Below are 14,656 nucleotides of genomic sequence, written 5' to 3'. Positions count from 1 at the left end.
CATCCGGGGTGGTCAGACCGTCGCGAGCGTCGGCTGCCAGCCGAGGGCGGGCGCGACGTGCTTCGCGAAGTTCTCGACGAGGCGGAGGTTGAACTCCACGCCCATCTGGCTCGGGATGGTCAGCATGAGGGTGTCGGCGCTCATCACGGCCGCGTCGTTCTGCAGCTGCTCCACGAGCACCTCGGGCGGCGCGGCGTAGGTCTTGCCGAACGTCGAGCGCATGCCGTCGATCACGCCGATCTGGTCGCTGCCCGCGGACCCGCCGAAGTACATCTCGTCTTCGGCGGTGACGATCGGGAAGATGCTGCGGCTGACCGAGGTGCGCGGCTCACCGGCGTGCCCCGCCTCGCGCCACGCGGCGCGGAAGGCGTCGAGCTGCTGGGCTTGCAGGATGTCGAACGGCGTGCCGTCGGCCTCGGTGAGCAGCGTCGACGACATGAGGTTCACCCCCGTGCGCCCCGCCCACTCCGCGGTTGCGGTGGTGCCGGCGCCCCACCAGATGCGCTTCTTCAGGCCGGGGGAGTGGGGCTCGATGCGCTGCAGACCCGTTCCGCCGCCGAAGGGGCTCATCGGGTCGCGCTCGGCGAGACCCTCGCCCTCGATCGCGCGCAGGAAGAGGTCGAAGTGGTCGCGGGCGATGTCGGCGCCGCGCGGGTCCTGCGACCCCGTGTACCCGAACGCCTCGTAGCCGCGCTGCACGGTCTCGGGTGACCCGCGGCTCACGCCGAGGGCCAGGCGGTTGCCGCTGATGAGGTCGAGGGATGCCGCTTCCTCCGCGAGCATGAGCGGGTTCTCGTACCGCATGTCGATGACGCCGGTGCCGACCTCGATGCGGGAGGTGCGCGCGGCGATCGCCGCGAGCAGCGGCATGGGCGCCGCCTGCTGACGGGCGAAGTGGTGCACCCGGAACGAGATGCCGTTCACGCCGAGGTCGTCCATGCCCTGGGCGAGGTCGATCGCCTGGAGCATCGAGTCGCCCGCGGAGAGATGGTGTCCCCCGCCGAGGGGGCCGTAGTGGCCGAAGGAGAGTGTGCCGAAGGAGCGCATACGCGGTGCAACGCACGGCATCCTGATCTATTCCCACGCATGTAACGCGAGATGGCCCGGACGCCCGCGAGGTGTGGAAGCATTTCGAGAATGGACGATGGCGTGCGGGAGGAGCTGCGGCGACTGCGCGCGCGGGCGTACGGACCGAGCGCCGACATCTCCGCCGACCCGGCCGCGTACGAGCGGCTGCTCGCGCTGGAAGACCTCGAGCGGTCCGAGCGGGCAGCTCCGGCAGCCGCGACGGCCCCGGTTCCGTCAGCCTCGGCTCCGACGGTCCCGCCTCCCTCGGCCCCGGCGGTCGGCGCCGCGGCGCCCGTCGACGGCGACGAAGAACCCGAGCCCGAGGAGGAGGTCGAGCGCGAGCGCGCCCCGCTCCTGCGCTCCAAGCGCACCGTGTGGGCGTGGGCACTGTCCCTCGCGCTCGTCGCGGCGCTCGCGAGCGCGGCGACCACCGTGGGAGTCGGGTTCGTGCCGGTCGCCGCGTCCGTGGGAGCGCCGCAGGTGGCGACCCTCGTCGAGGATCCGGGCGCGCAGAGCCCCACCATCTTCGGACAGCGCACGGGGGACGAACGGGGTTTCGCGGACTTCTACGGAGTGAGCGCCTTCGTCGGCACGGCCCAGGTCGATGCGAGCGAGAATCGCAGCTCGTGCCTGTATTTGCTCGACACCGACGAGGTCGGGCAGGACGGCACCACCGGCTTCCGCGGCAACTTCGTCTACGGCGGATGCGGGGCGGGGATCTTCCCGGCCACCGTGCAGTTCGTCGTCGCCGACGGCATGCCGGACGCCTTCATCGAGCGCTTCCCGGTCGGCACGAGCGTGCAGTTCGTGTACGACGGCGAGAACGTGGGCGTCTTCAGCGACGCGGGGTGAGGCACGGGGGCGCCAGGCGCGAGCGGTGGAGCCGGTGGCTTCGACGGGCTCAGCCACCTCGGGTGCGGGCTCAGCCGCCTCGGTTCGGCGCAGCCGCCTCGGTCGCGCGCAGCCGCCCTGGTCGGGTCCGGGCGCCTCGGCTCGGGCTCCGCCCTGGCGGCCCCGAGCCTGTCGAAGGGTCCGCCCGCCCGGTGGATGAGAGGGTGGGGGAGTGACCACCCTCCTCGAGCACGTGCCGACCGGCAGCGATCCGGATGCCGTGTACCTCGGCTTCGTCGAGTGGGCGGCCTCGCGCGGGCTGACGCTGTACCCGGCGCAGGACGAAGCGATCATCGAGATCGTGTCGGGGGCGAACGTGATCCTGTCGACCCCGACCGGCACGGGGAAGTCCCTGGTCGCGGTCGCCGCGCACGCGGCATCCCTCTCCCGAGGCGGCCGCACCTATTACACGGCGCCCATCAAGGCGCTCGTGAGCGAGAAGTTCTTCGCGCTCGTCGACATCTTCGGGGCGGAGAACGTCGGGATGGTCACGGGCGACTCGTCGGTGAACTCCGACGCCCCGATCATCTGCTGCACCGCGGAGATCCTCGCGAACCTGGCCCTCCGCCAGGGCGCCGACGCGGACGTCGACCAGGTCGTGATGGACGAGTTCCACTACTACGGCGAGGCCGACCGCGGCTGGGCGTGGCAGGTGCCGTTGCTGCTGCTGAATCGCGCGCAGTTCATCCTCATGTCGGCCACTCTCGGTGACGTCGAGGAGATCGCCGACGACCTCTCGCGCCGCACCGGTCGGCCCACGGCGAGAGTCACCGGCGTCGAGCGCCCGGTGCCGCTGCACTTCGAGTACGCCCGCACGCCCGTGCACGAGACCGTGCAGGAGCTGCTCGACACGAAGCAGGCGCCGATCTACGTCGTGCACTTCTCGCAGGCCGCGGCCATGGAGCGCGCGCAGGCGCTGTCGTCGATCCGCATCATCGGCCGCGAGCAGCGCGACGAGATCGCCGAGGCGATCGGCGGCTTCCGCTTCACCACCGGCTTCGGCAAGACGCTCTCGCGCTACGTGCGCGCCGGCATCGGCGTGCACCACGCCGGCATGCTGCCGAGGTATCGCCGGCTCGTCGAGACCCTCGCGCAGCGGGGGCTGCTGCGTGTCATCTGCGGCACCGACACCCTGGGCGTCGGCATCAACGTGCCGATCCGCACCGTGCTCATGACGGCACTGACCAAGTACGACGGCACCCGTATGCGCCAGCTCTCGGCGCGCGAGTTCCATCAGATCGCGGGGCGCGCGGGCCGGGCCGGCTACGACACCGCGGGCACCGTCGTCGTCATGGCGCCCGATCACGAGATCGAGAACGCCGCGCAGATCCTCAAGGCCGGCGACGACCTCAAGAAGCAGAAGAAGATCGTGCGCAAGAAGGCGCCGCAGGGCTTCGTCAACTGGACCGAGCAGAGCTACGACCGTCTCGTCGCGGCCGAGCCCGAGCCGCTCCAGCCGCAGATGAAGCTGTCGGCCGCCATGTTGATCAACGTCATCGCGCGCGGCGGTGACGTGTTCGGCAACGTCCGCGCGCTCGTGTTCGACAACCACGAGCCCCGCCCCCGCCAGTACGAGCTCGCGCGGCGGGCGATCGCGATCTTCCGCACGCTCGTGCAGGCGGGAGTGGTGGAGGCGGGGGCCGACGGCATCCGGTTGACCGTCGATCTGCAGCCGAATTTCGCACTCAACCAGCCGCTGTCGCCGTTCGCGCTCGCCGCGATCGAGATGCTCGACCCCGAGGTCGAACTCGGTCGGGGGCCGGATGCCGTCGCCCCGGCGTCATCGGTCGGCACGGGGCACTACGCGCTCGACGTCGTCAGCGTCATCGAGGCGACGCTCGACGACCCGCGCCCGATCTTGTCGCAGCAGCAGTTCCGGGCGCGGGGCGAGGCGGTCGCCGCGATGAAGCGCGAGGGCATCGAATATGACGAGCGGATGGAGCTGCTCGAGGAGATCACCTGGCCGAAGCCCCTGGAGGAACTGCTCGCGCAGGCGTACGAGGTGTTCGCGTCGAGTCAGCCGTGGATCCGCGACTTCGAGCTGTCGCCCAAGTCGGTCGTGCGCGACATGTTCGAGCGGGCCTGCTCGTTCGGCGAGTACGTCTCGCTGTACCAGCTCGCGCGCAGCGAGGGTCTGGTGCTGCGCTACCTCAGTGACGCATATCGCGCGATCCGGCAGACGGTGCCGGTCGACGCGCAGACGCCCGACCTGCTCGACCTCATCGCGTGGCTCGGCGAACTGGTGCGGCAGGTGGACTCCAGCCTGGTCGACGAGTGGGAGCAGCTCATCAACCCGGCCGACGACCCGGATGCCCCCGTGGTGCCTCCGGCGCCGCCGTCGATCCTCACCAACCGCCGCGCGTTCGTCGTGCTCGTGCGCAACGAGATGTTCCGGCGCGTGCAACTCGCTGCTCTGCAGCGCGACGAGGAGCTCGTCGAGCTGGATCCGGATGCCGGTTGGCCCGAGGTTCTCGACCGCTACTTCGATGAGCACGACGCGATCGGCACGGGCGGAGCGGCACGCTCGTCCGCTCTGGTCGACATCGACGAGTCGTCGGCCTCCGACGGAGTGTGGCGCGTCGAGCAGACCATCGACGACCCCGCGGGCGACCACGACTGGCGCATCCGCGCGGAGGTCGACCTCGCGGCATCCGAGGAGGAAGGCACCGCGGTCGTCCGGGTCACCGAGGTGCTGCGGCTCTGACGCCTCCTCCCCGATCCTGCGATGGGTGAAGTTCTCCACCGATCGCACGTGCGCATGTGATTCCCGGTGAGCGGCGTCGTACAGTGAACGCACGCCGCGCACAGGAAGGATCGGCCGTGACTCTCGACATCGCACAGGTGTTCATCGCCCTCGCCGCGTTGTTCCTCACGTTCTCTGCGGCGATCCTGGGCGGCGTGAAATGGATGCTCGATCGGGTCGAGCGTCGGACCGACCGCAACTTCGCGCAGGTCGATCAGCGTTTCGCGCAAGTCGACCGGAGGTTCGAACAGGTCGATCAGCGGTTCGAACAGATCGATCACCGGTTCGACCGCCTCGAGGCCCGCATGGAGCGGGCGGATGCCCGCATGGACCGCGCTGACGCACGGCTCGACGAGCGCATGGCGCGTATCGACGCCCGCGAACGGCAGATCGACGACCGGCTGCTCAAGATCGACGCGAACATTCTCGACATCACCGCGAGAATCGCCGGCATGACCGACAGCATCGTCGAGATGAAGGCCTCGCTCGCGCGGCTTGAGGGCCCGCACCCGCCCCTGCTGATCGCGCGCGGCTGACGATTCCTGTCCGCGCCGATCATCGGTGCGGCGCCCGGGCCCTCGCACGAACGACGGATGCCGAGGCCCTGAGGCCCCGGCATCCGTCGTGATCGATTCCGCTCAGGACTTGCGGGCGACGCGGTTCTCGGCGCTGACCATCCACGACAGCTGCTCGAGGCGCTCGAGCACACCGTGCAGGATGTCGGCGCTCGTGGGGTCTTCCTCGTCGACGTCGTCGTGCACGTCGCGGACGGTGCCGACGACGGCATCCAGACGCTCGGTGATGAGGTCGATGACCTCGGCCGTGTCGACCTCGCCCTGCGGGAACTCGGGGAGGGTGGTGGTCTCGGCGACGGTGTCGCTGCGTCCGTCGGGGAGGGCGTGCAGCGCGCGCATGCGCTCGGCGATCTCGTCACCGAACTCGCGGGCGGCGTCGATGATCTCGTCGAGCTGCAGGTGGGTGTCGCGGAAGTTCTTGCCGACGACGTTCCAGTGGGCCTGCTTGCCCTGGATCGACAGCTCGATGAGGTCGACCAGCACGGCCTGGAGGGCGTCGGTCAACTGCTCCGACGCCTGGAAGCCCTTCTCGGCGTTCTGCTCGTCGGTGGTCTCCGGACCGCTGCCTCCGCGCGCGGGGCGGCGACGGTTCTTGGTGGGGGCGGCGTCCTTGGTGGTGGTGGCGGACATGCGCGTTCCTTTCGCTCACGGTCGGTAGCGACGTTAGGCCGCAGGCTCGAGCGGGCGGCGGGGGTTGCGAGCGCGTCGGAGGAGAGGTACCGGAGCCGCGTCCGTAGCCGCTCGGACGCCATACGACAACCCCGGGGGAGCCTCGGCGCGCGATTCCTAGCGTGAAGACGTGCCTCCCACTCCTCCCGCACCGTCTCGGCCGCTTCGCGACTACGCCGCGATCGGCGACGGCCGAACGGTCGCGCTCATCGGCCTCGACGGCTCGGTGGACTGGCTTCCGCTGCCCAATATCCATTCCCGCCCGGTCTTCGCGCGTCTCGTCGACGAGTCGGCGGGAGGCTGCATCGAACTGGCACCCGTGGAGGAGTACGAGGTCTCTCGGCGGTACATCCCGCGCACGAACGTCCTCGAGACCACGTTCACGACCGCCTCCGGGGTGGCCACCCTCACCGACGCCATGGTCACGGGCATCGCCGGGCGCCTGCCGTGGGCCGAGCTCGCCCGCCGCGTCGACGGGGTGAAGGGCGAAGTGGAGTTCGCGTGGTGCGTGCAACCGGGCACCATGCTCCGCTCCGCGGCGCCGTGGACCGAGCGCATCGACGGCTTCTCGATCATGCGCATCGGCCATGTCTCGCTCGCGGTGACGGGCCACGAGCACGGAGTCCACGGAGACCCGGATGCCGGCGACGAGAGCATCGACGGAGGGTTCACGACCACGAAGGGATCGCGGCACCTCCTCGTCATCGCCGCCACCGAGGGCGAGCCGCTGCGCATCCCCGACGCGAAGAACGTGGACCGGGGCATCGACCGCACGATCGGCGGCTGGCAGATGTGGTCGGACGAGTTCTCGTACGAGGGTCCGTGGGCCGACGACGTGCAACGCAGTGCCCTCGCGTTGAAGCTGCTGCTGTTCAGCCCGACCGGGGCGATCGCCGCGGCGGCGACGACATCGCTGCCCGAGAACCCCCGCGGCGGCAAGAACTGGGACTACCGCTTCGCATGGGTCCGCGACCTCGCTTATACCGCGCACGCGTGGGTGGGGTTCGGTCTGCGCGAGGAGACGCACGCGGCGATCTCGTGGCTGCTGCGGACGATCCGCAAGAACGGTCCCGAGGTCCAGGTGATGTACACGCTCGACGGGGACGCCGAGATCGGGCTCGAGAAGCACGAGGTCCCGGGGTGGAACGGCAATCAGCCGGTCGTCACGGGCAACCCCGCGCAGGGGCAGCTGCAACTCGGCGTCTACGGCGACCTCATCGCGCTGTGCCGCACCTACGTCGAGGCCGGCAACCGCCTCGACACCCAGACCGGGCGGCTCCTCGCCGACGTCGCCGATCGCACGTGCGACCTCTGGCGCCGCGAGGACTCGGGCATGTGGGAACTCCCGGAGCTCCGCCATTACACCTCGTCGAAGATGGGGTGCTGGAAGGCCCTCGACGACGCCCAGTGGCTGGCGGACGGCGATCACATCCCCGACAACGGCGACCGCTGGCGCGCCGAGCGCGACCGCATCCACCGCTGGGTCGAGGAGCGCTGCTGGTCGGACGAGTTGCAGGCCTACACGATCGCGCCCGGCAGCGAAGACCTCGACGCCTCCGTGCTGCTGCACGCGCCGACGGGATTCGACCGGGGCGAGCGCATGTCGAAGACCCTGGATGCCATCACGGAGCGTCTCACGACCGAGAACCACCTCGTCTATCGCTACACCGGCATGGACCAGGAGGAGCAGACGTTCGTCGCCTGCGCCTTCTGGCGAGCCACCGCCCTGGCGTGCGTCGGTCGGCACGACGAGGCCCTCGAGGCGATGGACGCCCTCGTCGCCCAGGGCAACGACGTCGGGATCTACTCCGAGATGATCGCGGAGTCCGACGGCGCGTTCTGGGGCAACCTGCCGCAGGCGCTCAGCCATCTCGCCCTCATCAACGCCGCCCTCGTCATCCGCGACCTCGTGGACGACGTCGCGCTGAAGAACCGCTGACCCTCCCCGTCGAGGCGGCCCCGCCCCGGCATCCCCCATGAAAGGACTCGCCATGAGCACGCAGTACACCTTCACCGACCCGGCGAAGCTCTACGCCGACATCGACCCGCAGTCGCAGGACCAGAAGGAGCCCGGCCTCGATGCCGAGCTGACGCCGAAGGCCGCCCTCGGCGAGGACACCTACGTCGGCAGCGACCGACTCACGGGGCGCAAGGCGCTCATCACCGGCGCCGACTCCGGCATCGGCGCGGCCACCGCCATCGCGTTCGCCCGCGAGGGGGCCTCGGTCGCGATGTCGTACCTGCCGCAGGAGCAGGTGGATGCCGATCGCATCGCCGGCATCCTGCGCGAGGCCGGCGCGACCGTGGTGCAGATCCCCGGCGATCTGCGCGAGCGCGAGTACGCGCGCACGCTCGTGAAGGAAGCGGTCGAGGGCCTCGGCGGGCTCGACATCGTCGTCAACAACGGCGGCAAGCAGATCTTCAACGAGGACGTCACCACGCTGACCGACGAGCAGTTCGACGACACCTTCAAGACGAACGTCTACGCGATGTTCTGGATCTGCAAGGAGGCCGTGCCGCACCTGCAGCCCGGCTCGACGATCATCAACACGACGTCGATCCAGGCGTACTCGCCGGCGCCGATCCTCGTCGACTACGCCTCGACGAAGGCGACGATCAACACCTTCACCAAGGCTCTCGGCCAGCAGCTGGCGCCCAAGGGCATCCGCGTCAACGCGGTGGCACCGGGACCCATCTGGACGCCGCTGCAGGTCACCGACGGACAGCCCGACGAGAAGGTCGACGAGTTCGGCGAGGAGACGCCGCTCGGACGAATGGGTCAGCCCGCCGAGCTCGCCCCGGCGTACGTGTACCTCGCGTCGGCCGAGTCGAGCTACGTCATCGGCGAGACGCTGAACGTCAACGGCGGCATGCCCACGCCGTAAGCGCTGCGCCGCGAGGGGCCGTCGTCCGGGTTCGGACGGCGGCCCTTCGGCGTGTGCGGGGTTGCGGTCCCTTCGACAGGCTCAGGGACCTCGCGTGCGGCTCGCGGGCCTTGCGGGCGGCTCGGGGCGCTCGCGCGCGGCACGCAGGCGAAAGGTGGCTGAGCCTGTCGAAGCCACCCGAAGCGGGTCAGGCGTCGAGGCGTTTGCGGTAGAAGATCTCGCCGTCGGCGGTGGTCTCGGACCGGTGATAGCCCTCGCGCTCGTACAGGCGCTGGTTCGCCTCGCTCAGCCCGCCCGTGAACAGCTCGGCCTCGGTCGCCCCGGCCTCTCGTCCGCGCTCCTCCACCGCCGCGAGCAGGAGCGTTCCCAGGCCCTCGCCCTGCTGGTCCGGCGCGATCGCCAGCCGGCCGATCAACAGCAGATCCCCGTCGCGGCGGGCCCTCACGGCGCCGACGATGCGGGTCCCGCTCACCGCGACGCAGCCGAGGTTCTCGACGAGCTCGGCGGCGAGCTCCTCGAGGGTCTGGGTGAGCGGCGGCATGTCGGGGTCGCCGTAGATGAGCGCCTCGCTGGCGAAGGCGGCGCGCTGGATCGTCAGCACCTCGCCGGCGTCGTCGGGGTGGATGGAGCGGATGACGGGCTCATCGGTCATGGGGTTCTCTCCCGGCGGTTTCGAAGCGGAGGTTAACTATCATGGGGCGTGCTGCGACGTCTTTCAGGGGTCTCGCGCATCTCGTTATGAACGACTTCTTCGACTCGCGCGTCCGCACAGACGGCGTCGCCGACACGCAGGCCTGGCTCCAGGCGCAGTATGGGCGCGTCGACGTCTTGGCCGACCACGCGTCGATCTCCGAGCACGCCGTCGGCGACGAGTCCTTCGCACTGCGACGCCTCGCCTGGGAGTGCCGAGCCGAGATCGTCTACGAGGCCGACCGCTTCTTCTTCGCCACCTCGGGCCCCGGATACGCGTGGAGCATCGGATCGCGCGAGGGTGACTACAGCGTGGAGCCGGGCATCGTCGAGCCCGGGCACGAGCTGATCGGCCGCCCGGACGAGACCGAGGTGCAGCTGCTGTCGTTCGATGCGCAGTGGCTCCGCGAGGCGGCTCGGACGATCTACGGCGACGAGGCGCTGGAGATCCGCTTCGGCGACACCGGTCCCGTGTCGAGGCGGCTGCGCGATTACTGGCTGGCGACGGTGCGCTGGTCCCTCACACAGACGCCTCTGCTCGCCGAGCCGCTCGTTCGCGCCCACGTGCGCCGTGCGCTCGTCGCTGCGACGCTCGAAGCGTTCCCCCTCCTCGGCGATCCGCGCGAGCGGCGGGCATCGGCGATCGAGCAGGCGGCGGTTTATGCCGCGGCGGTCTCGTGGATCGACGATCACGCGTCGCTGCCCGTCACGATCGACGACGCCGCCCGGGCGATCGGGACCTCGACGCAGGGCCTGCGTCGGGCATTCCTGGCCAATGGGCATCTGGCATCCACTCCCGAAGACCACTTGGCGCACGCGCGGCTGAGCGCCGCGCATGCGGACCTGCTCGCTGCCGACCCGACGGCGACGAACGTGGCCGATATCGCGGCGCGCTGGGGCTTCGTCGATCTCGCGGCCTTCGTCCAGGCCTACCGCGACGCGTATCGCACGACGCCGCGGCGGACGCTGGATCGCTGACTCAGCGATCGCGGTCGGTGTACTCGCCCGGGTCGTCGAGGTCCTCGCGCGACTCGTGGCCGCTCGGCTGCTCGACGTCGGTGTAGGCGCCGGCCTCGTCGGCGCGCGGGCGGCTCTCGCTGCCGTCGGCGTTCTCGCGGTCGACGTACTCCCCGGGCTGGTCCGCGCTACCGCGGTCCATCTCGCCGTCGGGCAGTTGGACGTCGGTGTACTCCCCCTCGCCGGGTCCGGTGCCGTGTCCGCCTGCGTGTTCGGTGACGTCGCGATCGGCCATAGCCGCCTCCTCGGGGTCGTGGTGTGCTCGACGCTAGCCGCCGGATGCCGAGTCGGCGACCGTCTTGACACGTCCTTGTCGGCCGGCTCGGCGCGTGTCAAGGCCGCGGCGCGGGCCCGCCCGGAGGTGCAGGGTGGAGTTATGCCAGCTCTCGCCATCATCCTCGTCATCGTGGGCCTCGTGCTCCTGTTCCTCGGCGTCTTCGTCGAGGCCGTGAAGTTCCTGCTGTGGATCGGGATCATCATCCTGATCATCGGCATCATCGCCGCGCTCATGCGCTTCATCCGTCGACAGGTCTGACCACCGGTCTCACCGACGCCGCTCCGCGCGTGCCGCCCCCGGGAGGCCGCGCCGGGGCGGCGTCGTCGTTCAGGCGGCGAGAATATCGCGCGCTCGGGGCCGACGCGATGCAGCGACGTCGTCGAGGGCGCCGCCGAGCTCGGCGAACCGGAAGGTGAACCCCGCCTCGGTCAGTCGGCGGGGGAGCGCCCACCGGCTCCTGAGCACCAGCTCGGGCTCGTTGCGCAAGACCGCCATCGCCGGGTCGAGCATCCATCTCCACGCGGGCAGGCCCCACGGCATCCGGGCCACCCTCCGAAGCTCCCGCATGAGGGTGCGGTTGTCGCTGACGCCCGGAGCGGAGAGGTTGACCGGCCCCGAGAGCGTGTCGTGGTCGCGCAAAAAGCGGACGGATGCCACGACGTCGTCGATGTGGATCCAGCTGAAGCGCTGGTGTCCGCGCGTCCGGTGCCACGACGACCACACGGGTCCGGTCGGACGGGCGCCGATGCCGCGGTAGCGCCGGTGCGGGAACCACCAGCTGTCGATCTGGGGCCCGCCGACTCCGAGTTTCGCGAGGGCGAACAGCATGCGCGTGGCGGGGCCGTCGCCGAGGACGATCGCCATACGCAGCGCGACGCGGCGCGTCGCGGGCAGCTCGCCGGCGAAGAACGCACGCTCCCACCTCGTGGCGACGTCGACCGAGAACCCCTCACCGAGCACGCCCTCGACCTCGTCGTTGCCACGCTCGGTCTCGTGCCGGTAGATCGTGGCGGTGGAGGCGTTCATCCAAACGCGTGGCGGCGTGTCGGCCGCAGCGACGGCGGTGTGCAGCGCACGCGTGGTCTCGACGCGGGAGCGGAGGATCTCGTCGCGATTCGCGTCGGTGTACCGGCACGACACGATCTTCCCGGCGAGGTTGATCAGCACGTCGGCGCCGTCGACCAGGCGCGCGATCGCCGGTGCATCCCCCCATACCGCGGACCCCGTGCGGCCGACGGTGTAGACGTCGTAGCCGTCGTCCTCGAACGCGCGGGTCAGTGCCCGCCCGACGAAGCCGCTCGCGCCGGCGATGACGGCGCGCGGGCGCGAAGCGGGTCGCGGGTCGCCGTCGCGGTCTGCGGGGTGATCGGTCACGGGGGCTCCTGTCGTCGGTCGATGCTACCGACCGAGTCGTGCGAACCGCCGATCCTCGTCGCACAGCCTGTTCGTCGGGCGCGGAGGGGGTCCTCGCGTGCTGCCACAATGAGTCCATGCGACGACAGAGCCGGGCCCCGCGCGTCGCGCGCGGCGCGGTGGCGGCATCCGTCGCCACCTTCGTCGCCCTGCTCTCCCACGTCTCCGGCGGCGGGGAGGTGCCCGGGCTCTTCGGGGTCGTCGTGCCCCTCGCCCTGTCGTTCGTCGTGTGCACCGTCCTCGCCGGACGACGGCTCTCGCCGGCGCGTCTCGGGCTCGCGGTCGCCCTCAGCCAGCTGCTCTTCCACTTGCTCTTCGTGCTGGGCAGCTTCCAGCCCGGGGTCGCGGGTCACGTCCACGGCGCGCCGCTCCTGCTGACGGGTGACGCCGCGGCACCGGTCGTCTCGGTGGATGCCACGATGTGGGCCGGTCACCTCGTCGCGGCCGTCGCGACCACGGCGATGCTGCATCGCGGTGAGCGCACGGTCGCCGTCCTCGGGGCGCTCGCCGGTCGCTGCGTCGCGTGGGTTCGCGCGCGGGCGCGCGTCGCCGCCGTCTCCGTCGGCCCGGCGCCGAGTCGTCGCGTGCACGCGATGATCGTCGCCGATGTCGTGCCGATCTCGACCGTCATCGTCGCGTCGGCTCGCCGTCGCGGTCCGCCGCTCGCGGCATCCTGAGCTTCTCCCCGCCCTCTTCCGGGTGGGGATCCGGCCGCGCGCGATTCGCGCGCCGGTTCCTCCCGCATCCCTCCCGGATGCGCCCCCTTCCTCTCCGCGCTCCTCCGCACGCGCCGGCCCGCGGGCCGCCCGTCGGAGGGCGCGGCACCGGTGCCGCTGTGCGCGCCGGATGACGGGCGTTCGCGCCCGGAAAGCGACATCCCCATGCCCTCTTCCCGTCTTCGTCCGGTGGTCGTCGCATGACCGCCACCGACTCCCCTCCTGCGGCCGCGGCCCCCTCCGCAGCCGTCCGCCCGCCCGGCAGCGCAGGGTGGTTCACCCCGCTGCTGCGGCGCCTGCACTTCTTCGCCGGTCTCCTCGTGGGGCCGTTCATCCTCGTCGCGGCGGTGAGCGGGGCCCTGTACGCGGTCGCACCGACCCTCGAGAAGGTCATGTACGCGCACGAGCTGACCGCGGCCTCGGACGCCCCGGGGGTCTCTCTCGCCGCCCAGATCGAGGCGGCGCGGGCCCACCTCGGCGACGGATCGACGCCCGTCGCGGTGCGCCCCGCGCCCGAGGCCGGCACGACGACGCGCGTCATGTTCGCCGACGAGACGCTGCCCGAGAGCACGACGCGAGCGATCTTCGTCGATCCGGCCACGACCGAGATCCGCGGCGATCTCCCCGCTTACGGCACGAGCGGAGCGCTGCCGCTGCGGCACTGGATCAGCGACCTGCACCGGTCGCTGCACCTCGGGGATGCGGGTCGCTGGTACAGCGAGCTCGCGGCATCCTGGCTCGGGATCGTCGCGCTTGCGGGGCTCGGACTGTGGATCGGACGCTTCGTGCGCTCGCGCCGGGGCCGCCGCGACCTCGTGCGTCCGAACCGCCGTCACACCGGTTACCGCCGGTTGTCGGGGTGGCACTCCGCCGTCGGGATCTGGGTCGTGCTCGGCGCGGTCTTCCTCTCGGCGACCGGCATCACGTGGTCGACGTTCGCCGGAGCCCACGTGTCCGACCTCCGAGCCGCGGTGGGGGAGGGCACTCCGACGCTGACGACCTCGCTCGACGGCGCGGCAGCGGGTGGAGAGCATGCCGGGCACGCGGGGCACAGCGCGGCGGCAGCGACCGGCCCCGCCGACTCCGCGACCTTCGACGCGGTCCTCGCGATCGCGCAGCGCATCAACGTCGACAGCGGCGACGTCGAGATCAAGCCGCCCGCCGCCGCCGGGAAGGCGTGGGTGGTGCAGGAGATCCATCGCAGCTTCCCGACCGAGGTGGATGCCGTCGCGATCGATGGATCGCGGATGCAGGTGACCGATCGCGTCGACTTCGCCGACTACCCCCTGCTCGCGAAACTCTCGCGGTGGGGCATCGATCTGCACTCGGGGACGATGTTCGGCCTCGCCAACCAGCTCGTGCTGTTTGCGCTCGCCCTCGGCATCGCCGCTCTCGTCGTGCTCGGGTACGCGATGTGGTGGAGGCGTCGACCGACCCGCGGTCTCGCGGCCGCACCGGCCCGAGGGGCTCTGGGGCGCGCGCCGTGGTGGGGGATCGCGGCGGTGCTCGTCGTCGCGATCGCGATCGGGCTGTTCCTGCCGCTCGTGGGCTACACGCTCGCCGCGTTCGTCGTGATCGACGTGCTCGTCGGGGGGCGGGCGCGGCGCGCTGCCCCGTCGGGGACGCGCGGCACGGCAGCGCGCTGAGGCCCGGGGGACGGTATGCCGCGGACGGGGGTCCGGCGGATGTCGTCCCGCGCACCGGCCGCTTCG

At 71.0% G+C, this 14,656-nt stretch carries 14 protein-coding genes; 9 read left to right on the top strand and 5 right to left on the bottom strand.

The window, feature by feature from the left end:
* Positions 1–12: 12 nt before the first annotated feature.
* Entirely contained in the window at positions 13–1,047 is a 1,035-nt protein-coding gene (locus AB0N82_RS08045) for an LLM class flavin-dependent oxidoreductase (RefSeq protein WP_363390179.1), read from the bottom strand.
* Positions 1,048–1,137: 90 nt separating this feature from the next.
* Between AB0N82_RS08045 and AB0N82_RS08040 the strand changes: the two genes are divergently transcribed.
* From AB0N82_RS08040 to AB0N82_RS08030, 3 genes are all read left to right on the top strand, one after another.
* On the top strand, positions 1,138–1,920 hold the full coding sequence (locus AB0N82_RS08040) for a hypothetical protein (protein ID WP_315994956.1): 783 nt from the start codon (positions 1,138–1,140) through the stop codon (positions 1,918–1,920).
* Positions 1,921–2,131: 211 nt separating this feature from the next.
* Positions 2,132–4,663 (top strand): DUF3516 domain-containing protein, encoded by a 2,532-nt coding sequence (locus AB0N82_RS08035; protein ID WP_363390176.1) that lies wholly within the window; start codon positions 2,132–2,134, stop codon positions 4,661–4,663.
* Positions 4,664–4,800: 137 nt separating this feature from the next.
* The gene (locus AB0N82_RS08030; protein ID WP_315994954.1) at positions 4,801–5,238 is read left to right on the top strand and encodes a hypothetical protein; all 438 of its coding nucleotides are present in this window, start codon (positions 4,801–4,803) and stop codon (positions 5,236–5,238) included.
* Positions 5,239–5,340: 102 nt separating this feature from the next.
* Here AB0N82_RS08030 and AB0N82_RS08025 read toward each other — a convergent pair whose 3' ends face one another.
* A complete protein-coding gene (locus tag AB0N82_RS08025; RefSeq protein WP_315994953.1) occupies positions 5,341–5,907 on the bottom strand; it encodes a DNA starvation/stationary phase protection protein in 567 nt (188 codons plus the stop codon).
* 169 nt (positions 5,908–6,076) lie between these two features.
* On the opposite strand from AB0N82_RS08025, the gene AB0N82_RS08020 reads away from it, so the two are divergent.
* Positions 6,077–7,885 carry a glycoside hydrolase family 15 protein gene (locus AB0N82_RS08020; protein ID WP_363390173.1) on the top strand — a complete coding sequence of 603 codons (1,809 nt, stop codon included), beginning with the start codon at positions 6,077–6,079 and terminating at the stop codon, positions 7,883–7,885.
* A 52-nt stretch (positions 7,886–7,937) separates the two neighbouring features.
* Positions 7,938–8,831 carry an SDR family oxidoreductase gene (locus AB0N82_RS08015; protein ID WP_363390170.1) on the top strand — a complete coding sequence of 298 codons (894 nt, stop codon included), beginning with the start codon at positions 7,938–7,940 and terminating at the stop codon, positions 8,829–8,831.
* Between the two features lie 187 nt (positions 8,832–9,018).
* Here AB0N82_RS08015 and AB0N82_RS08010 read toward each other — a convergent pair whose 3' ends face one another.
* The gene (locus AB0N82_RS08010; protein WP_315994950.1) at positions 9,019–9,483 is read right to left on the bottom strand and encodes a GNAT family N-acetyltransferase; all 465 of its coding nucleotides are present in this window, start codon (positions 9,481–9,483) and stop codon (positions 9,019–9,021) included.
* 86 nt (positions 9,484–9,569) lie between these two features.
* Between AB0N82_RS08010 and AB0N82_RS08005 the strand changes: the two genes are divergently transcribed.
* On the top strand, positions 9,570–10,499 hold the full coding sequence (locus AB0N82_RS08005) for an AraC family transcriptional regulator (RefSeq protein WP_363390166.1): 930 nt from the start codon (positions 9,570–9,572) through the stop codon (positions 10,497–10,499).
* A gap of 1 nt (position 10,500) precedes the next feature.
* Here the strand turns inward: AB0N82_RS08005 and AB0N82_RS08000 are convergent, their stop codons facing one another.
* Positions 10,501–10,773, bottom strand: a complete 273-nt coding sequence (locus AB0N82_RS08000; RefSeq protein ID WP_315994948.1) for a hypothetical protein — start codon at positions 10,771–10,773, stop codon at positions 10,501–10,503.
* Positions 10,774–10,914: 141 nt separating this feature from the next.
* On the opposite strand from AB0N82_RS08000, the gene AB0N82_RS07995 reads away from it, so the two are divergent.
* Entirely contained in the window at positions 10,915–11,073 is a 159-nt protein-coding gene (locus AB0N82_RS07995; protein WP_298873663.1) for a hypothetical protein, read from the top strand.
* Positions 11,074–11,142: 69 nt separating this feature from the next.
* Here the strand turns inward: AB0N82_RS07995 and AB0N82_RS07990 are convergent, their stop codons facing one another.
* Positions 11,143–12,189, bottom strand: a complete 1,047-nt coding sequence (locus AB0N82_RS07990) for a DUF1731 domain-containing protein (protein WP_363390162.1) — start codon at positions 12,187–12,189, stop codon at positions 11,143–11,145.
* Between the two features lie 116 nt (positions 12,190–12,305).
* Here AB0N82_RS07990 and AB0N82_RS07985 point away from each other — a divergent pair, with 116 nt between their 5' ends.
* A complete protein-coding gene (locus AB0N82_RS07985) occupies positions 12,306–12,905 on the top strand; it encodes a hypothetical protein (protein ID WP_363390159.1) in 600 nt (199 codons plus the stop codon).
* A gap of 239 nt (positions 12,906–13,144) precedes the next feature.
* A complete protein-coding gene (locus AB0N82_RS07980; protein WP_363390156.1) occupies positions 13,145–14,590 on the top strand; it encodes a PepSY-associated TM helix domain-containing protein in 1,446 nt (481 codons plus the stop codon).
* Positions 14,591–14,656: the final 66 nt, after the last annotated feature.

It is taken from the genome of Microbacterium sp. NPDC089186, from assembly GCF_040685115.1.
In the GTDB taxonomy this organism is placed as follows: Bacteria; Actinomycetota; Actinomycetes; order Actinomycetales; family Microbacteriaceae; genus Microbacterium; species Microbacterium galbum.
The sequence above is the reverse complement of the archived record's forward strand: the minus strand, read 5'-3'. Positions and strand labels throughout refer to the sequence as shown.

Bases quoted from the DNA above. Each gene is read 5' to 3' on its own strand.
- AB0N82_RS07995 (WP_298873663.1), top strand. From the start codon at position 10,915: ATGCCAGCTCTCGCCATCATCCTCGTCATCGTGGGCCTCGTGCTCCTG.
- AB0N82_RS08000 (WP_315994948.1), bottom strand. From the start codon at position 10,773: ATGGCCGATCGCGACGTCACCGAACACGCAGGCGGACACGGCACCGGA.
- AB0N82_RS08015 (WP_363390170.1), top strand. From the start codon at position 7,938: ATGAGCACGCAGTACACCTTCACCGACCCGGCGAAGCTCTACGCCGAC.
- AB0N82_RS08005 (WP_363390166.1), top strand. From the start codon at position 9,570: ATGAACGACTTCTTCGACTCGCGCGTCCGCACAGACGGCGTCGCCGAC.
- AB0N82_RS07980 (WP_363390156.1), top strand. From the start codon at position 13,145: ATGACCGCCACCGACTCCCCTCCTGCGGCCGCGGCCCCCTCCGCAGCC.
- AB0N82_RS08010 (WP_315994950.1), bottom strand. From the start codon at position 9,483: ATGACCGATGAGCCCGTCATCCGCTCCATCCACCCCGACGACGCCGGC.
- AB0N82_RS08045 (WP_363390179.1), bottom strand. From the start codon at position 1,047: ATGCGCTCCTTCGGCACACTCTCCTTCGGCCACTACGGCCCCCTCGGC.
- AB0N82_RS07985 (WP_363390159.1), top strand. From the start codon at position 12,306: ATGCGACGACAGAGCCGGGCCCCGCGCGTCGCGCGCGGCGCGGTGGCG.
- AB0N82_RS08040 (WP_315994956.1), top strand. From the start codon at position 1,138: ATGGACGATGGCGTGCGGGAGGAGCTGCGGCGACTGCGCGCGCGGGCG.
- AB0N82_RS08025 (WP_315994953.1), bottom strand. From the start codon at position 5,907: ATGTCCGCCACCACCACCAAGGACGCCGCCCCCACCAAGAACCGTCGC.